The sequence below is a fragment of the Paenibacillus xanthanilyticus genome (genome assembly GCF_042682185.1).
Lineage (GTDB): Bacteria > Bacillota > Bacilli > Paenibacillales > Paenibacillaceae > Paenibacillus_Z > Paenibacillus_Z xanthanilyticus.
Window position 1 is genome coordinate 1,466,487 of record NZ_JBHUHA010000002.1, and the last position, 19,551, is coordinate 1,486,037.

At 61.0% G+C, this 19,551-nt stretch carries 12 protein-coding genes; 8 read left to right on the plus strand and 4 right to left on the minus strand.

The features are described from left to right. Nucleotides 1-25: 25 nt before the first annotated feature. Nucleotides 26-907 carry a TetR/AcrR family transcriptional regulator gene (locus ACFSKT_RS23600; RefSeq protein ID WP_377717807.1) on the minus strand — a complete coding sequence of 294 codons (882 nt, stop codon included), beginning with the start codon at nt 905-907 and terminating at the stop codon, nt 26-28. A gap of 171 nt (nt 908-1,078) precedes the next feature. Between ACFSKT_RS23600 and ACFSKT_RS23605 the strand changes: the two genes are divergently transcribed. Both ACFSKT_RS23605 and ACFSKT_RS23610 read left to right on the plus strand, forming a co-directional pair. After that, complete coding sequence (locus tag ACFSKT_RS23605; protein ID WP_377717808.1) at nt 1,079-1,573, plus strand: spore coat protein; 495 nt, start codon at nt 1,079-1,081, stop codon at nt 1,571-1,573. Nucleotides 1,574-1,705: 132 nt separating this feature from the next. After that, complete coding sequence (locus ACFSKT_RS23610) at nt 1,706-1,864, plus strand: hypothetical protein (protein WP_377717809.1); 159 nt, start codon at nt 1,706-1,708, stop codon at nt 1,862-1,864. A 102-nt stretch (nt 1,865-1,966) separates the two neighbouring features. On the opposite strand, the gene ACFSKT_RS23615 is transcribed toward ACFSKT_RS23610, so the two are convergent. The 3 genes from ACFSKT_RS23615 to ACFSKT_RS23625 all read right to left on the minus strand — a co-directional run bounded on the left by ACFSKT_RS23615 (nt 1,967) and on the right by ACFSKT_RS23625 (nt 12,481). Continuing rightward, the gene (locus tag ACFSKT_RS23615; protein ID WP_377717810.1) at nt 1,967-9,694 is read right to left on the minus strand and encodes an S-layer homology domain-containing protein; all 7,728 of its coding nucleotides are present in this window, start codon (nt 9,692-9,694) and stop codon (nt 1,967-1,969) included. Between the two features lie 815 nt (nt 9,695-10,509). Further along, on the minus strand, nt 10,510-11,733 hold the full coding sequence (locus tag ACFSKT_RS23620) for an MFS transporter (RefSeq protein ID WP_377717811.1): 1,224 nt from the start codon (nt 11,731-11,733) through the stop codon (nt 10,510-10,512). A 160-nt stretch (nt 11,734-11,893) separates the two neighbouring features. Then, a complete protein-coding gene (locus ACFSKT_RS23625) occupies nt 11,894-12,481 on the minus strand; it encodes a TetR/AcrR family transcriptional regulator (RefSeq protein WP_377717812.1) in 588 nt (195 codons plus the stop codon). A gap of 526 nt (nt 12,482-13,007) precedes the next feature. Here ACFSKT_RS23625 and nikA point away from each other — a divergent pair. From nikA to ACFSKT_RS23655, 6 genes are all read left to right on the plus strand, one after another. After that, nucleotides 13,008-14,549 (plus strand): nickel ABC transporter substrate-binding protein, encoded by a 1,542-nt coding sequence (nikA, locus tag ACFSKT_RS23630; protein WP_377717813.1) that lies wholly within the window; start codon nt 13,008-13,010, stop codon nt 14,547-14,549. Further along, the gene (gene nikB / locus ACFSKT_RS23635) at nt 14,550-15,494 is read left to right on the plus strand and encodes a nickel ABC transporter permease (protein WP_377717814.1); all 945 of its coding nucleotides are present in this window, start codon (nt 14,550-14,552) and stop codon (nt 15,492-15,494) included. It abuts the gene before it with no gap. A gap of 68 nt (nt 15,495-15,562) precedes the next feature. After that, nucleotides 15,563-16,342 (plus strand): nickel transporter permease, encoded by a 780-nt coding sequence (gene nikC, locus ACFSKT_RS23640; protein ID WP_377717887.1) that lies wholly within the window; start codon nt 15,563-15,565, stop codon nt 16,340-16,342. Then, nucleotides 16,339-17,139 carry an ABC transporter ATP-binding protein gene (locus tag ACFSKT_RS23645; protein WP_377717815.1) on the plus strand — a complete coding sequence of 267 codons (801 nt, stop codon included), beginning with the start codon at nt 16,339-16,341 and terminating at the stop codon, nt 17,137-17,139. Before nikC ends, ACFSKT_RS23645 begins: the two co-directional genes overlap by 4 nt. After that, nucleotides 17,136-17,900 (plus strand): ABC transporter ATP-binding protein, encoded by a 765-nt coding sequence (locus ACFSKT_RS23650; protein WP_377717816.1) that lies wholly within the window; start codon nt 17,136-17,138, stop codon nt 17,898-17,900. The genes ACFSKT_RS23645 and ACFSKT_RS23650 overlap by 4 nt, the downstream gene beginning before the upstream one ends. Further along, nucleotides 17,897-19,231, plus strand: coding sequence for an MATE family efflux transporter (locus ACFSKT_RS23655; protein ID WP_377717817.1), 1,335 nt, complete (start codon nt 17,897-17,899; stop codon nt 19,229-19,231). The genes ACFSKT_RS23650 and ACFSKT_RS23655 overlap by 4 nt, the downstream gene beginning before the upstream one ends. Nucleotides 19,232-19,551 lie beyond the last annotated feature (320 nt).

Genomic DNA, 19,551 nt, shown 5'->3' on the forward strand with positions numbered 1-19,551 from the left:
TCGCGAAACTGATGTCGATTCCGCGCTATTCGTGTTTGACCTGCTCCAAATACCACCAGCAGCCCTGCGCGATTCGTCCGGCCTCCCGGCTCAGCTCTTCCGACGCGAAGCTCCGTTCGAAAGCATGCAGCACCGCCTCCAGCAGCGAGACGTTGAGCGTCTCCGTCTCCATCGTAGCGAGCAGTCCCTTGGTCAACTCCTTCGCCTTTACGGGCGCCTTCGAGCGCTGGACGGACCGGTTGAACGCGCGAAGCTCCTCGGTCAACGCCTCCTTATCCGGCCGTCTCGGATATTCGCCCAAGCTCATCCGCGACAACGTCGGCAGGTCGAATACGTGCTCCCCCCGCTCCCGCATCGCGTTCAGCACGAGCCCGATATGCCGGAGCACCTTCGGCACGGCCGCCTTCCAATCGGGATCGGGCCGATCGAAATTCCGCCACGTGTTCGCCATCTGGTGCAGCATGCCGTAAAACAATACCGCCCCCTCGTACGCGTAAGGCCGAACCGCTTCTCCGTACAGGCTGGCGAGACGATCGGCCAGCCAATTCAGCTGGACCCTTCCCAGATCGGCCGCCCGGACTTCGCCGGAATAGAAGCCGGCCCAGAACAAGCTCCATGTCCGCTCCTTGTCCGGCGAGGCCATCGGAACGGCGATCTGATCCGCCAATAGCTCGAAGTCCGAGGCGTAGACGTTCGCCTCCAGCGACTTGCGGATATGCAAGTCCTCCTGCAGCCGCTGCTCGAGAATGGCCAGGAAGCACTCTTCCTTCGAGGCAAAAAATTTATAGAAGGTTCCCTTCGATACGCCGGAACGGTCCAGGATCATCTGGATCGTCGTGCCCGCGTACCCCTGCTCGATAAACAGCGACAGGGCCGTATCCAGCAGCATTTGCTTGCGACTGCTCATGCTCGTTTCCCCCACCGGCGCACGCGCCGCGTTTTGGTCTGATTGTACCACCCCCAGGGTCAAGCGAATAGCGGCTTGTTCGCGCCGCCCTTCGTTACTTTCCACTGGACAATTTTCCATGCCGCGGCTCCCGCATATAGTAGGCGTATCACGATCTTGGAGGTAATCGAATTGTCGAACGAAAGCAGAACCCCGCAAAGCCACCTTGCCTGGCATGAAACGTTGGAGCTGCACGAGCTGATCGCCTTTCAATCCAACGCGCTGATGGAATTCAAGATGAACGCTGCCAACGTCAAGGATCCCGCGCTTCATGCGCTCTACGAGGAAACGGTAAAGGCGCTGGAAACGAACCTGCAGGAGCTTCTGCCTTATTTGCCGAAGGCCCCGGTGGCGACGCGCGTGGACAACGGCGCGGATTTGACTGCCTTCTACGCCGCCCACCTGCTCATTTTCGCCAAGACGTCGGTTCGCAATTATGCGGTCGCCATTACGGAAACCGCCACGCCGCAGCTGCGGGACCTGCTTCAGAAACAGCTGAATAATGCAATCTTGCTGCATGGCAAGGCCTATGCCTTCATGTTGGAGAGAGGGCTGTATCCTTCCTATGATTTGGCGAAGCTGCTCGCGAACGACGCCATGGTCGCCAAGAAGGCACTCTCTTTGTAAGCAGCGGACGATGACCTCGGGTTGAAAAGCGACCGGTTGCTAATTTAGCAGCCGGTTGTTTGGGCCGCATGCATATTTCTTTCCCGGCATGAAATGCTAACGGAACATATGCCAAAACATGGAGGTCATGGAATGACAGCGTCAAATGAAAATAGCGGCCTGCCAACGTCTGAGCCAGCCAGCCTGGAGCAGATCATGGCGGAAATCGAAATCAATTTGGAGGGCAAACGCTCGATTACCAATGTACCCGGCAGCTCGGTGCTGGACGCGCCGGAAATGGACGAGCCCTGACCGATCGAAATCCTCTTGGGGACGACGTGACGCGGCCTGATCGGACAATGCGGAAAAGGGCCGGCGCTTGCGCGCCGGCCCTTTATCCAGACTTCTTTTGCCTTACGAGAGACCCAGCTTCTCTGCCAGACGGCGCAGCACCGTTGCCGCTTGCGCGCGGGTGGCCACGAGGTCCGGCTCGAAGCGCGTCTCGCTCACGCCTTGCACCAAGCCGGCCTTGATGGAGGAGGCGACGTCGCCTCTCGCCCAGCCGTCGATGGCCGCCGCGTCGAAGTACGGCTCAAGCAGCTGCTTCGCTTCTTCCGCCGTCGCTTCGGCCGCCCCTTCGGCAAGCTCGCGGTATGCGCGCCAAGCCATGGCCGTCATTTGCTCCCGGGTGACGTATGCGTTCGGGTTGAACTTGCCGCTTCCGTCCCCGGTGATCAGCTTCCGGTCGTAGGCGACGCGAACCGCATCGTAATACCAGGTTCCCGGCTGCACGTCGTCGAAAGGCGAAGCGCCGCCGTTAGTCGGCTGACCGCCGACGATGCGTGCGAGCATGGCCGCGAATTCGGCCCGCGTGACTTGGCGATCCGGTTCGAACGACTGCGCGGTCACGCCGCCGACGAACAAGCGGGCCGCCATCCAGTCGATGGCATCCTTCGCCCAATGTCCGCCGATGTCAGCGAAGACGCTCGCGTAGGTCATCGCGGCGAAGTAGTCCGCATCAAGCGGCAGTCCCTTGGCGTTCGGAAGCTCTAAGGCGTGCTTCCATTCCTGCGCCGCTTGGTTATAACGGTAGATCGCGGCAGCCTTGCCTGCTTGCGGCCAATGCGCCGCAGCGGCGTCGGCACGGGATGCAGACAGCGGAGCAAGGCTTTCGCCTTCCTCGGCGGTTGCCGCGAATCGGAACAAGCCCGATACCGCGGTCAATCCCGCGAACTTCGTACGCAAGCGATCCAGCCAAGCTTGCTCCTCTTGCACGGAGGGACGGTCGAGTGCGAAGTGAACCGCCGTCGCCTTGCCGCTTATGCCGGATACCCAAGCATCCGGTTGGATGACGACCGACATCGAATCGGTCTTCAGCCTCAGCTTCGCTTTGGCTTCGGCCAAGGCGCGGAACGCATCGGCCGGCAGCGCCACGTCGTACGCATCGGCGCCGGATGGGAGCTGCACGTACAGCTCGCCACCCGCCGCGGCTTTCAACGCTTCAAGAACCGTCTGGCTCTTGAGGCCGACGACCGCTTGCTTGCGTCCTTGTTCGGTCGTCTTCATTGCGACCTCGGCATCGCGGCCGATATCGGCCGTATCGCCTTTGGACGGAATCGGATTCGGAACGCCGACTGGACCGCCTCCGCCTCCTGGACCCGGTCCAGGCTGCGCGGTACGCGCGATAGTCAGCGTATACGTCTTGGTCACGCCCGGATGGTTCGCGGCTTCGACCAAGATCGGGATAAAGCCGTCGCTCGGGATTTCGATCGTCTTGAATGTATCGCCCGCAAGCGGCACGCCGCGAATAGACATCTTGCCGCCGGCCGCCGCCGTCGCCTTCAGCCGAATCGTTGCGGCTTTCTCCGACACCTTGACGGTGTAATCGGTTCTATCCTTCGCGAACGCCTCGGTGAGCGTGCCGTCTTCGATGGCAAGCGCGCTAAGCGTCGCATCCGGACCGCCGACCGCGACCGTCTTCGCTTCGGATGGATTGCCGGCCAGGTCGGCCGCGGCCCCCGCCGCGGCGCGAACCGCAATGCCGGCGCCTTCCGGAAGCGCGCCGCCCAGCGTCAAGACGATTGCAGTCGGCTTCTCTTCGCCTTCCGGCAGCTCGACGAACGCGGACAGGATCGATGCATTCGCGCCGGTCAGCTCGAACGACGCCGGATTGAGCACCGCGTCCGCAGCGAGCGGCTCGTTGAACGCGAGGCGCACGACGCGGTTACCGCCGATCAGCTCGGCGCTTGCCGGCACGGGACCTTCCGCATCCCGGCGGACGGCGCGCACGACGCGCTCGCCGCCGGCTAACATTTTGACGCCTGCATAGCTGGTGAACGATTGCGGCTGGACGGAGACCGTGTAGTCGACGCCTTCCTGCAAGCCGTCTCCGCTCGGCGTGAACCTTACCTTGCGCGAGAGCGGGCCTTGCTCGCCTTCCTGTGCCTCCGCGTAAGCCGCGGTTCCTTCCAGGGCGGCGCCATCCGGGCCGGCAACGGTAATACCGCCCGCCGCGATCGGATCCGCCGTCTTCACGTATTTGCTGAAATCAATATCGATGTAGCTGCTTTCCTTGCCGATGACGGCTTCGATGCCGTCTACGATCGGCGGCGCCATGGAGATCAGCCCCGCGTTCACGTCGAAGTGAGGCGGCGGCACGATCAGCTCCGCGCTGCTCGCCGTTTGATAGCCGGCCTTCTCCCAGACGACCTTCCATTTGCCTTCCGGCACGTCCCAGCCGTAGCGGCCTTCGCGATCGGTGAGCTGCGGATTGATCTGGCCGTATTCCGGCGCGTCGGTCCAGACCTTCCATTCGCCCGAGGTCTTCTCTTGGTACAGCACCGTTGCCTTCACGCCCGTCAGACGGTTCGAAGGCACCGCTTCGTACACGTAGCCGCTCGGATCGTAGATCCATTTCAGCTTGGCGTAGATGCGCTTCAATCTCTTCTTGTAAATGTTCTCCGGATCAAGCTCGTCGTAGTTCTCGTCTTCCTCGCAGCTCTGCGGATTCGTCGGACCGACCGTCTTCACCTTGTCGATCTGCTCGTCGACGTAGCTGTCGATTTTGTTCGAGACGTATTTGCCGGCGAAGCCGCCGACTACGCCGACCGGACCTTCGAGCATCATCGCGCCCGTCCATGCCCCGATCGCCGTCTTCGCGATCTCGCCGCCGACCGTTACGAGCAGCGCTTTGCCCGCTTGCTCGCCGGTCGCCTCGATATTCTCCGGACACAGCGTCGCGGCTTCGACGTTGTTCATGATTTTCGTGATTTTGCCCGCGTAATCGCGGTAGCCTTCGTATTGCCCCTTAATCTCGGATATCGGGGCAGAGGCTTCCTTGGCGAGCATCGAATACTCGTGCGTCACCTCGACCATGCCCTTCTGGTAAGGCGTCGCGTCGATGTCGAGCTCGTCGAGCACTTCGAGCGGGTCGAACCCGCCGCCATCGTCCAGCGTCGCGAAGGATGCCGAACGACTCTCCGCTCCGAAATCCGGGAAGATGACCGATCCCGGCACATAGCCTTTGACCTTCACGTTGACGCGATCGCCGTCTTCCTCCACGTCCATGCTGACCTTATACATCAAGAGGCCGGTCGCCTCGGCTTCGACGATCTCCTCGACCGTCGGCCGGTAGGACGTCCGCGTCGCGCCGATCGTCTGCTTCGCCTCCAAGCGATAGCCCAGAAGATCCGGGAACTCGATGACGGCGCTGCCCGTGTAGACGTCGCCCTCCCGTTCGAACGGCGTTTTCTCCACGATGTCGAAGTTTTTCATCTTCGCCGGCAGCGCATGCCGGGTTTGCTCTTCCGTCGGAATGTCGCGGTTGACGATCACCTTCGGTTTGACGGTATCGAAGTCGACATACAGTCCGCCGAGCGCGCCCGACGTCGTCGGCACCGTCGCGCGGAACAAGCCGTCCGCGCCCTTCTCCGCCGTGACCGGCCCGCCGATCTGGCCGCCCAAATAGATGCGGGCGTTCTTCACCTTATCCGGCTCGTTGAATTTCAAGATAAAGGCGAACGGGTTGCCCGGCACGACCGTGTACGGCAGCTGGGCGACGCCCTGCTCCACGTTCATCTGCAGCCACTTGCCGTTCGGATGCTGAGCCAAGGCGATCTGCTGCAATACCGGCTCGTGCTGGTCATACGTGACCACCTTGCGATCGGTGCGAAGCTTGCGACCTCCATTCTCGGCTTCCGCCCAGAGCAGATGAATGTTCGAGCCGTCCGAATTCGTCAGCTCGATCGTGCTCTTCCAGAGCCCGGCCACGTTCGCTTGCGCCGTCCCGAGCAGCTGGTTGTCGTCATAGATCCGCACTTCGCTGCCGGCCGGCGCCGAACCGAGCACCTGAAGGGTCGAGGACGCCGTCTGCGCCGGCGCTTCGATCGTCACGCTCGGTACCGATAGCTGTACAAGGCCGAGCGACTCGCTAATAGTCGCGCCGCCCGCCGTCCCTTCGATTCGCGCGGCCAACTGGGCCTTGCCTTGCCCATAGCCGGCGGCCAGCTTCGCCTGCAGCACGACCGTGCCTTGCGCCCGCTCCTCTACGCTGCCGAGCGGCACCTCGACCGTATTGCCGCTGAGCGTGCCCGTTGCGGCGGCGCCGTTCAGCTTGACCGGGATCCGCGTGCCGCCAGGTTCGGTGACGGGAGTGACCCCTTCGGGAAGCACGATCTTGAGCGTCGCCCCGGTGACCGCGCCCGATCCGTGGTTCTGGTAGAACGCGCGCAGATTAACCGTCGCGCCCGGCGAGACTTCGTTCGGCTGGGCCAAGAAGCCGTTCGCCGTCACATGGAAGAAGTAACCCGCCGGCTGCAGCGTAATCGTCCCGACATCCAGCGTCTGCTGCTCCCGGATGACCACCTGCTTGAACGCCGTCGCCATGTTGTTCGTGACCGGGTCCCTGCGATTGAACTCCAGCCGATAGGTGCCCGCCTTCTTCGCGTACAGCTCGAACCGGCCGTTATTGAAGCTGTCCGAGTTCGCGTAGACCAGCTCGTCGCCGACGACCTCGTACAGATTCGCGTTAATTCGCGCATTGCCGGAGGCTTCGACCGTGCCGGTCAGCACGCCGCCGGTCTCCTCAATGCGCAGCTCGACCGTGCCGTTGGCTTTGTCGTCCAGGACGATCGTCCTGCACGCCTCGAACGGTCCGTTCAGCATGCCCGCTACGCAAGCCTGAACTTCTTCGCCTGGCTGCCCCTGAAGCTGGATCGCATTCTGATAATAGCCCGTGCGGCCGCCGAACTTCGTGCGAAGTTCCGTACGGAAGCGCATGTGCTCCATGTCGACCGGGCCTTGCCATTGTCCGCCGACCATTTTGACATACACCTTGAACGTGACCATCCCCGTCTCGGCCATGCGGACCGGAATGTTGAAGGTCGTGGTCTTATCCTTCTCCACGACGGCCTTCAGGCCTTCCTCCGAATTGTAATGATAGGCGGTCTGGGCAGCCTGGATGGCGACCTCGCCCGCATACAGCGTAAATTCGTACGCGCCGTTCAGGTCGGTGAACGCCTTCTGCACGATCGGCTCGCCCTTGTACGTCTGGGTGGTCGTGACGAGCGCGTTGAATACCGGCTCGCCGCTATCCGTCACCACTTTGCCCTGCAGCTTGCCTTGCGGCGAGCGGGTAACGGTAATCGGAATCTCGGTATCCCCCGGCTTCAGCGTGAAGGGCACGTTCGCCGGCTGCTCGTACTGGGTGCCGCTCACGTCGATCTTCGCCGTCAGCTTCTTCGTGACGTTCTCGGTCTCCGTCCAGTCCGTGAAACCTTCCGCGCCTGACTCGAAGCCGGCCATATAATCGTCGCCCGCCTCGTTCCATACTTCCACGCCGATGCCGGCCACCGGTTTATTGTCCTGATCCGTCACCTTGAACCGGTAGCGCGCCGATCGCAGCACTTCCATGGTCAGCTCCGTTGACAGACCCGCCGCCACGCGGAAGTCGGTCAGCTGGCCAAGTCCTCTGCCGCTCTTCGCGAAGAGCGTCACATTATACTTGTCTCCGGGCGTCACGCCTTCCAGGACGACCGGTTCGCCGTTCTTCAGCACGACCGTCGTCGAACCGCCGTCCTGCTGATTAACCGCCATGAGGTACGCACCGTTCAGGTCGATCTCGCCCGGATTAACGAACGCGACCTTCACGTTGCCGGCCACCGCGATCGGCAGCCCCTCTGCCGTCTTCTCCACCGGTCCACTCACCGCGCCGGTCATGACCACGCTCGCCGACTTCAGTTCGGCGATCCCCTCCTTAAGCGGGATGGCGGCCGAATAGGCGCCGGTACCCGGAGTCGTCTCGATCAGATTCACGATCGTCTCCACCGCGCGCGGGGCGGGAAGCCGCTCGCCCGATTCATCGAGCCAATCGGCATACGCGATCTTCGCCGTCACCGTCCGGCCGGTCTTGGCCTTCGCCTCGATCGTCAGCTTGCCGCCGAGCACGGGCATCCGCTTCGGCGAGAGCCGGTCGTACTTCAGACTCACGTCGAGCGTGCGGTCATCGGCCGCCGTCGAGACGCGCAGGCTCGGTCCGCCGGCCGTCGCGACATCGTCCGCGCCTACGGCTTCGATCCGGAATGCGTACTCCGTCGCGGGCGCAAGTCCTGTTGCCGTATACGTTAGCGCCGTGCCGTTCACATCCTCCAGCCGTTCGCCGTCCTTGAAGACGCGATACGTCTTGATGCCTTTCGGATGGGATGCCGGCGTCCACGCCAGCGTAATCGACTCGGGCTTCGCTTCGGTCGCTTCCAGCTTGCTGCCGGCCGGCCAGGTAGGCGCTTCCCCGCTTCCGCTCGTCTTGGACGCGATGAACAGGCCGACCATCGTAATGTCCTCGCCCGTTGTCGGGTGCTTCACCGGATAGCTGGCATTGAAGGCCGCGACGGCGCCTTCAGTGCTTATCGCCAGCTCCGTGAGCGGATCGCTCAGCTCAATGTCGGAGTCGGCCACGCTTACGTTGCGAACGGTGCCCGCTTCCAAGTCCGCGATGAACGCATGCTCCAAATCGGCCGTGCTCGGCCATGTCTGGAAAGATAGGTACTTGCCGTCCGCGCTGAGCAGCGGCTGGTAGCTATCGAACGCATTCTGCGCCCCGTTCACGTCGACGGATACGCGCTCGACCTCGGGACTCGACGCCCGGTACACATAAATATCCATCTCGTCGTTCGTGTCGTCCGCCGCCAGGGGCGCGTAAGATTCAAAGGCGACAACCGAACCGTCGGCGCTCATCGACGGCGCGCCGCTGGCGCGATCCGCCTGACCGCCTGCGGCAGGGGCGCTGATCAGCTTCGCCTGCTTCGTCTGGCGGTCGAAGACGAACACGTCGTTGTTGCCGTTCTGGTCGTCTTCAACGAGATAAGACGAGCTCGATTCGAAAGCGACGAATCGCCCGTCCGCGCTGATCGACGGCTTCTCGCTGTTGCCGCCCGCCGCGTCGTCCGGGTCTTCCGCATGCGATGGGATGCTGACCAGCTCGTTCGCGTCGTTGTCGCGATCGTAGACGAAGATGTCGAAGTTGCTTTCGTCCCCGTCCGCCAGATCGTCCGCGCTGGATTCGAAGGCGACGAACCGCCCGTCCGCGCTGATCGACGGATTGTCGCTCATGCCGTCCACAGGCAGGCCGCTCGCCTGCTTGCTGACGAGGGTGAGCGCATCTTCCTTCCGGTCGTACAGGTAAATCTGCGGATAAGCGTCCTCCATCATCCGCTTCTTGCCCGAGAAGGCGAACCAGCGCGCGTCATCCGACATCGAGAAGCGTATCGGCTCTTTGGTTTCCGACGGCTGCAGCTGCAGGACGGATTCCAAAGACCCGCTCTCGCGGTCGAATAGCATAAGCTGCGAGTGCAGCTCGCCGGGAGCCGGATCGCTCACGTATTGATACGAGATAAAGCCGACGTATCTGCCGTCCGGCGTGATGCGAACATTCTTCGCGACCACGGGGGTCAGATCGTCATAAACTTGATGAAGATGGTTCCACATCGCCCCGTCGTCCGCGGGGACGATCAGACCCGGGAAACCAGGCTGCGATTCTTCGGCTTCCGCCGTTCCCCATCCTGCGAACAGACCGCCGCCTAATAAGGCAACGGACAGCAGGAAAGCAATCATTCGCATGCCTAAGCTGTAATGTAACTGCGTTCTCATTTTGAGCCTCCTATAGTGCTTGTTCATTCGTGTATCTTTTGCTGCATGATAACAACCAACGGTAGCGCGTCCGAGATGTTGCTTCACCTCCTTCGCAGAATCAAATCGCAGGACGCATCGTTTGACTTCGGCACGCGATTACGCAGGGGAGCCTTTTGCCGCCGCTCTGGTTATCGCGCTAAGTTGATCGCCTTTCCTTATGGGGTCGTAACCATAGGAAGCTTGGTCTTACGTCGCGTTATTGGCGTTACTCCGCCAACATGGATGCTAGTGTTGTAGGGGCAAGCGTACAGGCAAAAATACGAGGGGTATTCGTCAGCGGGACCGCTCGCGGAACCGACGACGATGGCTTGCAGGCAGATGGTGTTTTTCTTGAGAGCCGATAGCCTGACATTCCAAGAGAAAGCCTGCGGTTAAAAGGGAAAAGAAGCGCTGCCGTTCAGAAGCGGAAAGAGAACAAGCATGCGGGTTGTTGATGCTCGTAGAGGCACTGCTCAAAGAGGATATGGCCGTATTGCTTAAGGTTGTGGATTGAAAAAATGGGAATAACAGATGGATTGAAGATATTCAGAAGTGGTTTCTTGCAGAGGATCGTTCGTTTTACACAAACCATATCCTACCACACCCTTTCCCGCTTAGGGAAGTCCTACTTCCCGGGAATTATTTCCCGCTTACCGGGCGCACGGACGACCATACCGCGTATCCCATTCCCACGCAGGCAAGCGCCCTAGCAGCGATTACCCGTTCGTATCCTTTAGGCGGTCGGCATGCAAAAAAGCCGATCGTCGCCGACCGGCTTTCCTGCATGATCATCTCTATTGTTGGCTTGTTGCCGCGCCTGCTCCCTGTCTGTCTCCCGAACGTTCCCGCATGCTGAGCAGGAAGCAGAGGAACAGAACGACGAAAGCGAGGGCGTATGGGAAATTGATGTCAACGTCGAATAAGAATCCGGCGACGATCGGTCCGATAATGTTGCCCAGACTCGTGAAGGCCGAGTTCAGGCCGGCGACGTAGCCCTGCTGATCCTCGGCGACCATGGACATCTGCGTGCCGATCGCCGGGCGCAAAATATCGATCGCCAGGAACACGATGAAGGTGACCGCGAAAATCATCCAGAACTGATGGACAAACAGCGTCAGCAGAATGAACACGCCCGAGAAAAGAAGACAGACCGAAATCACGCGCTTCTCTCCGAACCGCTTCAAAATCCAGCTGAACGCCGTCAGCTGCACGACCGCGCCGGCGATCGAGCCGAACGTGATAATAAAGGCGATATCCTTCGGCCCGAACCCGAACTTGTGATCGACGAACAAGCCGAATACCGTCTCGAAATTCGCCAAGCCGAACGACATGACGAAGACGATGATCAAGCTTAAGAAATACGGCTCCCGGTAGGCATAGCGTAATTGCGTGAGCAGACCGACGCGCGGCTTCGACGCTCCGACGGCTGGCGAGGCGGATACCGTCTCTCTTGCAGGCCGCGATTCCGGCAGGATGAACAGGTTAATGAGCGCCGCCAATACGCCCGCGACGGCCGCGAAGTAGAACGGCACGCGAATCCCGAAATCGGCAATATAGCCGCCGATGCCCGGGCCGATAATGAAGCCGGTCGTGATGGCCGCGTTGACGTAGCCCATCCCCGCCGCGCGCTCCTCCGTGCTTGTCACGTCCGCCGCATAGGCCATGACGGCCGGCATGATCATGGCCGCGCTTATGCCGCCGAGCATCCGCGCGATGAACAGCACCGTCGTCGAGCTGGCATAACCGAACAACCCTTCCGAGAACGCGAACAGCAGCATCCCGAGGACGATCATTTTCTTGCGCCCGAACGTATCCGACAAGCGGCCCGCCAACGGCGACGCCAGCAGCTGCGTCAGCGAGAAAGCGGCCACCAGCAGGCCGACGATCCCGCCGGTAATATCCAGGCTCTCCATGAACTTCGGCATAATTGGTATAACGAGGCCGATCCCGGTGAACACGAGGAACAAATTGAACATGAGAATGAGGACGGCGCCCCGGTTTTTAAGTAATAAAGTCATGCGTTGGTACCTCCGATTGCATTATACTGAATTTTCATTCTAGATGTGGGCGTAAAAAGGGGAGCTGCATGCTGCGTTCCCTGTCTCGACAGTGAACGCAAACCAATCAGCTCTGGCTGAATGGTGCATTCCCTGTCTCTCGACAGTGAACGCAAACCAATCAGCGTATGCCGTGCAGGAACACGTCCATGCCCAGCCGGTAGGCCGCCAGCGCTTCTTCTCGTTCCATTCGGCGCGTATGTTGGTTGAGTCCCAGCATCAGCGCGTCCAAAATAATCGCGAGCCCGTTCACGTCCTTCACTTTGAACTCGCCGCTGTCGACGCCCCGCTGCAGCAGCTGGCGATTGAAATCGACATAGCCTTGAACCATTTCGTTCAACCGCTCCTCGATGTCCGACGCCTTCTCCGCGTTGTTGAAAAACTCGTCGACGGCCTTGGTCAGCGGATGGTTCAGCTGATCGTGGGCCAGATGCTCCGCGATGCCGTACAATTTATCGATCGTCGTCGGGTAGAGGGATTCCTTGGCCAGCCAATTCTCTTCCCATTCCCGGTTCCATTCTTCGATCAGATGGAGGAACAGCCCCTCCTTGCTCTTGAAATGATAATAGATGTTGCCGGCGCTGCAGCCCGTCGCCTTCACGATCTCCTCGATGGCCGTCGCCTTGTAGCCCTTCTGCACGAACAACGCGCGCGCCGCGTCGGCGATGCGCTTTTTGGTCTGCTCCGTTTGCAGCTGCTTTTTGTTCAAATCCGCCTCACCTCGTCGCCCGGCCGGCAGCTCGAAGCGAGCCGCCGCTGCCCGTTTCATAATACTGAAGATTTATTCAGTATAGATGATAACCGTCGAACTGGCAAACTCTATCCGGCGCAAAAGGGAGCCTTGGAGCATGGTAGATCTTCCCTTCGCATGAAGAATCTCGTACCCGCCAACGTCCCTGTTACATAAATCGGTCAAAAACTTGTTGGCGAGCGGGATTGACGTCCTCTATGCCGGTTGCTATACTTCTTTAATGTAAAGTTTACGAATATATCAGATTGCATCACGGGTAGATAGATGATGTGCCGCCAACCGTTCGCGTAATTAGCCGGGCTACGAGCCCGGCTTGTTCATAAGCTGCAAATCGTAATGATTACATACCAACATTCTTCTAATCGTAATGATTACGTGATTTTGCACAACCACATCGTAATGATTACACGCTAGCGCGCGATCAAATCGTAATGATTACACCCCAAACTCGCAAACTTACTACACGATCGGAGGAACAAAACAGATGACCAAACGCACCAGTACACGCACCAGCTTATTAGCTTTAATTCTCCTATCGGTTCTGTTGCTGACCGCCTGCGCTTCCGAACCGGCCGGCCAAGCGGAGCCGAAGAAAAGCGTCAACCTGCTCTTCAATTTCGCCACAAGCTCGCTCGATCCGAACGTCGATTCCAGCTACGTCTCGCTTCGCGCCGGCATTACCGAAACGCTGATTCACCTTAATGACGAGAGCCTCGAGATCGAGCCGTGGCTCGCTGAGAGCTGGGACAGCAAGGACGGCCAGAACTGGACGTTCCAACTGCGCGAAGACGTGACGTTCCACAACGGGAACAAAATGGATGCCGCGGCGGTGAAAGCGTCGCTCGAGCGGGCCATGACGGACAGCGTCGCGATCCAGAACGCCCTGCGCATCGAATCGATCGAGGCGAGCGGCGGGCATACGTTGACCATCAAGACGACCGTCCCGTTCCCCGAGTTCCCGTCGGAGCTGGTGCACCCGAACACCTCGATCATCGACGTGACGGAGACCGATTACATCCACAAGCCGATCGGGACAGGCCCGTTCGCCGTATCCGCCTTCACGCCGGGCACGTCGGTCGATCTGGTCCGCTACGAAGGTTACTGGAGAGGGCCCGCCAAGCTTGCCACGGCCCGGTTCTCGTTCAATGAGGACGCCAACGCACGCTCCCTCGCGCTGCAATCGGGCGCCGCGGATATCGTGTTCCGTCCCGCGGTCGAAACGCTGGATACGTTGAAGGCGCTCAGCGGCGTGACGGTCGATTCCACGTCCACGTTCCGCGTGCATCAAATTACAATGAACCTGGACCGCAAGCCGCTTCAGGACGTCCATGTCCGCAAAGCCATCGACGCGCTGATCGACCGCCAAGCGATCGTCGATACGATCCTATACGGTCACGCGGAAGCGGCCAAGGGCCCGTTCCCGTCCAGCTTCTCCTTCGCGCCGGATTATGCCGGAAAGCAGAGCGGATTGGACGCGGCCCGGGCATACCTGCTGCAAGGCGGCTATACCGAGGTCGACGGCGTCATGCAGAAGAATGGCGAGCCGCTTGCCCTGAAGCTCCTGACGTACAGCTCTCGCGCCGATCTGCCGCTCATCGCGCAAATTATGCAGTCCGATGCCGGGAAGCTTGGCATCAGCGTGCAGATCGAACAGATCGAGAAGCCGGAAGAGTATATGGCCGCGAACCGCGACTGGGATCTGGCCACCTACAGCAATTTGACGGCGCCGCGCGGGGATGCCGGCTATTATTTGAACGCCACGTTCCATCCGAAGGGCGCCTTGAATTTCAGCGGCGTGACCGACCCCGCGCTCACGTCGCTCATCGACGAGCTGAACGGCGCGATCGGACAGCAGGCGCGTTCGGAGCTGGCGGAGCGGATCGCGGTCTACGTCGACGAACAAGCGTATAACTCGTTCGTGCTGCACCCCAATACGCTCGTCGCCTACAAGTCCGACAAGGTCGCGAACTGGGTAACGTCCAGGAGCGAATACTACATGCTTACGAACGAACTGGATGTGAAGTAATTGTTTCGAATTTTAAGACGGCGTTTCCTCGAGGTCGCGATATTCCTCTTGGCGATTTCGTTCCTCAGCTTCCTCTTCGTGCGGCTCGCGCCGGGGGACCCGGTACTGTCCATCCTCCGCGTGGAGGACGTCTCCGTGACGAACGAGCAAGTCGAGGCCCTGCGCGAGGAGCTCGGGTTCCATGACCCGCTGCTGGTCCAATACGGCCGCTGGCTGGCCGACTTCGCAAGTCTGGACTTCGGCCGCTCGTACATGACGAATCAGCCGGTCATGGGGATGATCTTGGGCGGCTTGCCCGCCACCCTCGAATTGACGGCCGGTTCGCTGATCGTCATGCTCGCGGTGGCGATTCCGCTCGGCTCGCTCGGCGCATTGCACCCCGGCCGCTGGATCGACCAGATCGGCCGCGGGGTATCGCTGCTGGGCGCGGCGATCCCGAGCTTCTGGCTGGCGCTCATGTTCATCGACTTGTTCGCGGTTCGCTGGGGCATTCTCCCTCCCATGGGTCGGGACGGGCTGATCTCGGCCGTCCTTCCGTCCCTCACACTGGGCCTCGCCATCTCCAGCGTATACGTGCGTTTATTGCGCTCGAGCCTGCTCGAATCGCTCGGCCAGGAGTTCATTCGCGCGGCCCGCGCCAGAGGCTTGACGGAGACGCGCATCTTCTTCGCGCATGCCTTCCGCCATAGTCTCCCGCCCGTCGTGACCGTCTTCGGCGTCAGCTTGGGCAGTCTCATCGGCGGCGTCGTGGTCATCGAAGTTATCTTCGCCTATCCCGGCATCGGGAAGCTCGTGGTCGATTCGATTCGCGCACGCGATTATCCCGTCATTCAAGGGTACATGCTGGTCATGGCGGTCATCGTATTCGTCGTCAATAGCGCGGTGGATCTCTCCTACCGCTATCTCAACCCGGCGCTCAACTTGCAGGAAAGGAAGAACCGCTGATGGAACTTGCGCTCGCAGACAATCCCCCTACACGCAGGAAGCGTTCAAGAACCGCCGCGCTGCTCGTCATGCTCGCCTTGCCGGCGGCTGCCGCCGCCTACGCTTTCCTAGTCTTGAAGCACGATCCCACGCTCGTTAATTTGGCCGGACGCTTATCGCCGCCCAGCCTGGCGCATCCGCTCGGCACCGACCATCTCGGCCGCGACGTCCTGACGCGGCTGCTGCTCGGCGCCCGGCAGACGGTCGGCTATGGTCTCCTCGCGCTGATCGCGGCGGTGGCCATCGGCGTGCCGCTGGGCATCTGGGCCGGGTTCAAGGGCGGTCTCGCCGACCGGATTCTCATGCGCATCGCCGATGCGTTCCTCTCGTTCCCGGATACGATCGTCGCGATCGTCCTGACCGGACTGCTCGGCGCGGGGATCGAGAACTTGCTGCTGGCGATCCTCGTCGTGAAGTGGGTGAGCTACGCCCGTCTCGCGCGCAGCACCGTCCTGACCGAGCGCGGCAAAGACTACATCCTGATGGCCCGCATCAACGGACTTCGGCCGGGCCGGATCATGACCAAGCATCTGCTCCCTCATCTGATCGGCCACGTGCTCGTGCTGGCCAGTCTGGATTTGGGCAAAATCATTCTGCTCATCTCCTCGCTGTCGTATATCGGACTCGGCGCCCAACCGCCCGCTCCGGAATGGGGCGCGATGCTGAACGAGGCCCGCCCGTATTTTCAAGCCCAGCCGTCGCTGATGGTCTATCCGGGTCTGATGATCGTGTTCGTCGTACTGCTCATGGGTCTGCTCGGCGATTATTGGCGCGATAAATTCGACGTCCGGAAAGAGGTGCGCCCATGAGCCTGTTGACGGTGAATGGTCTGTCCATTGCAGGGCAGGGACACCCGATCGTCCATGATCTGTCGTTCGATATCCAGGTAGGCGAATGGTTCGCGATCGTCGGCCAGAGCGGAAGCGGCAAAAGCGTCACCGCGTCGGCGATCGGGCAGCTGCAGCCGTCCAATCTAAAGACGAAGGGCGAAATTAGGTTCGACGACCGCAATCTGCTGTCGCTCTCCTCATCCGACATGCGCCGTATCCGAGGCAACCGCATCGCGTATATTTTCCAAGATTATCACGGGTCCTTCACCCCGTTCCACACGATCGGGCGGCACTTCGAGGAAGTCCAGCGGCTGCATCTGTCGCAGTCCGCGGACGAGCGGCGGCGGCAGTCGCTGTCGGCGCTCGAAGCCGTCGGCCTCTCCGAAGACTGCCTTGGCCGCTACCCCTCCCAGCTCAGCGGGGGCCAGCTGCAGCGGGCATCCATCGCGCTCGCGCTCCTGCTGAAGCCGGACCTCCTGATCGCCGACGAGCCGACCACCGCCTTGGACAGCGTCTCGTCGTTCCGCGTGCTGGAGCTGTTATCCCGTCTGCAGAAGGAGCGCGGCTGCGCGATCTTGTTCATTACCCACGATCTGCGTCACGTCCGGAAGTATGCGAACCGCATCGCGGTCATGAAAGACGGACGCATCGTCGAAGCCGGGAATGCGCGCGAGGTGCTTCATCGTCCGCGGCATCCGTATACGGAGCTGCTCATCCAAGCTTCCCCGTCGCTTGGCCGCTTCAACCGACTATCTTCTATAGAGGTGACACCATGAGTCTGCTAAGCGCGCAGCATGTCCACAAATCATATACGCCCGGAACGCCCGTCCTCCGGGACGTTAGTTTCACGCTGGAGAAGGGGCAATGTCTCGGGCTTGTCGGCGAGAGCGGGTGCGGCAAGAGCACGCTTGCCCGCTGTCTGCTCGGCATCGAGCCGATCGACGACGGCAGCCTGCTATTCGAAGGCGCGCCGCTGCACAACCTGAGCCAACGCCGGCTTAGACCGTATCGCCGCCACATCCAGGCGGTGCTGCAGAACCCTTCCGCGGCGCTCAATCCCAAGCTGAGAATCAAAGACTCGCTGCTGGATCCGTATTTGCAGCTCGGCGATGAAGTTCGTTTGCAGCATTTTCATGATGCGAACCGAACCGCTTTCGTCCGGCAGCTGCTCGAAGCCGTCGAGCTTCCGTCCAGTCTCGCCGACCGTTATCCGCACGAGCTGAGCGGCGGCCAGAAGCAGCGCGCGACGATCGCGCGAGCGATCAGCATCGAACCTTCGGTGATCCTGTTGGACGAGCCGACCGCAAGCCTGGACGTGCTGTCGCAAGCCGCCGTGCTTAGCTTGCTGGACCGTCTGCGGGCGCAGCTGGGCACCGCGTATCTGTTCATCTCGCACGATCTCGCCGCGGTGCATGCGATGAGCCAGACAATCATGGTCATGCATGAGGGGGCCATCGTCGATCGATTCGGGAAGGAAGCGCTCTTCGCCGCGGAACGCCATCCGTACACGCAAGCGCTCGTGGCGATGTTCGAATGAGTGCTGCGAAAATAACGCTGCCGTCCCACCGCGCCTACTTGGCGCTGGCGCTCCCGCTTACCTTATCGACGATCACGACCCCGCTGCTCGGCGCCGCGGATACGGCGATCATCGGTCATTTGAACCATCCGGCCTATCTGGGCGGCGTGGCCGTGGGGACGCTGATCTTCAACACGTTGTACTGGCTGTTCGGCTTCCTGCGCGTGAGCACGTCCGCCTTCACGGCGCAGGCCGTCGGGGCGGGCGACCGGGAGGAAGGCATCGCGGCGCTCGCCCGCCCGGCGCTCCTCGCGCTTGCGATCGGGCTCGCCTTCATCGCCCTGCAGAACCCGATTTTGAGCGCCGCCCTGAACCTGATCGATCCCGCGCCGGGCGTAGCGGCCCAAGCCGCCCTCTATTACGAGATTCGCATATGGGGCGCGCCGCTCACGCTGCTCAATTATGTGCTGATCGGATGGCTCATGGGCCTGTCCCGCCTGAAAGCGACCTTGTGCGTGCAGATCGCGATGAACGTCGCGAACATCGCGCTGGACGTTCTGTTCGTACGCGCGCTGGATTGGGATGTGGCCGGCGTGGCCGCGGCGACGTTAATCGCCGAAGGACTCGCTTGCGCGGCCGGATTCGTTCTTGTCCTGCGGTCCCGGATGTGGCGGCAGTGGCGCGCGGATCGAAGCGCGAGGTGGAAGGCATGGTTCCGCGCTTCGAAATGGCGCTCGATTGTCTCCGCGAACGGGGATCTCATGATCCGGACCGCCTGCCTGCTGGCCATGTTCAACCTGTTCACCTCGCGGAGCGCCGGCCTCGGTACGGAGCTGCTGGCGGCCAACGCCATTCTGCTGCAGCTGCACTACATCATGGCCTACTTCTTCGATGGCTTCGGCAACGCCAGCAGCATCTACGCCGGGCAAGCCCGCGGCGCCCGCAGCGTGCCGCTGCTGCGCAGAACGCTCCGTCTATCCTGGCTATGGACGGCCATCGTCGCGGTCGCGCTGACGATCGCCTACGGCTTGGTCAAGGGGCCCGCGATCGGACTGTTCACCGAGCATGCCGGCATTCAGGAGCTGGCGGCGGCGTATAGCGGCTGGCTGCTCGGATTTCCGATCAGCGCCGGCATCGGACTCGTCTTCTATGGCGTCTTTACCGGGATGACCGAGACGCGTCCGATCCGCAATTCCATGCTGATCTCGCTGGCGCTGTTTTTGCCGGCCATGTTCGCTCTCGTGCCGGCGTACCAGAATAACGGGCTGTGGATGTCGTTCCTCGTGTTCGCGCTCGGAAGATCCGTGTTTCTTGCGCTGTATGTGCCGCGACTATGCCGGAAGATCAAATAGGGGGCACCGCTGCCTAATGGCAAGAAGGGGCGTCCCGCTCGTCATCCATTGCTGGAACGCCCCTTCTCGCTGCATGACCGACGTCGCCCTACAACAACGCGGGACCTCTCTATGACTGCGCCTGCGATCGGCTCTTGGGCCTCGGCACGCTGCTGCCGGGGCTCAAGAGCCTCTCCTAGAAGCACGAACCCTACGAATAATAGCATCGCCTCCCCAAACCTGGGAAAGTTGCCCGATGATCAAAAGAAAACCCATGTCTCACGAACAGACATGGGTTTTTCTTGGTATCGAACCGAACGATAATTCGGCATTTTGTTTCC

Bases quoted from the DNA above. Each gene is read 5' to 3' on its own strand.
- ACFSKT_RS23650 (WP_377717816.1), top strand. From the start codon at position 17,136: ATGAGTCTGCTAAGCGCGCAGCATGTCCACAAATCATATACGCCCGGA.
- ACFSKT_RS23655 (WP_377717817.1), top strand. From the start codon at position 17,897: ATGAGTGCTGCGAAAATAACGCTGCCGTCCCACCGCGCCTACTTGGCG.
- ACFSKT_RS23610 (WP_377717809.1), top strand. From the start codon at position 1,706: ATGACAGCGTCAAATGAAAATAGCGGCCTGCCAACGTCTGAGCCAGCC.
- ACFSKT_RS23600 (WP_377717807.1), bottom strand. From the start codon at position 907: ATGAGCAGTCGCAAGCAAATGCTGCTGGATACGGCCCTGTCGCTGTTT.
- nikA (WP_377717813.1), top strand. From the start codon at position 13,008: ATGACCAAACGCACCAGTACACGCACCAGCTTATTAGCTTTAATTCTC.
- nikC (WP_377717887.1), top strand. From the start codon at position 15,563: ATGCTCGCCTTGCCGGCGGCTGCCGCCGCCTACGCTTTCCTAGTCTTG.
- ACFSKT_RS23645 (WP_377717815.1), top strand. From the start codon at position 16,339: ATGAGCCTGTTGACGGTGAATGGTCTGTCCATTGCAGGGCAGGGACAC.
- ACFSKT_RS23620 (WP_377717811.1), bottom strand. From the start codon at position 11,733: ATGACTTTATTACTTAAAAACCGGGGCGCCGTCCTCATTCTCATGTTC.
- ACFSKT_RS23615 (WP_377717810.1), bottom strand. From the start codon at position 9,694: ATGAGAACGCAGTTACATTACAGCTTAGGCATGCGAATGATTGCTTTC.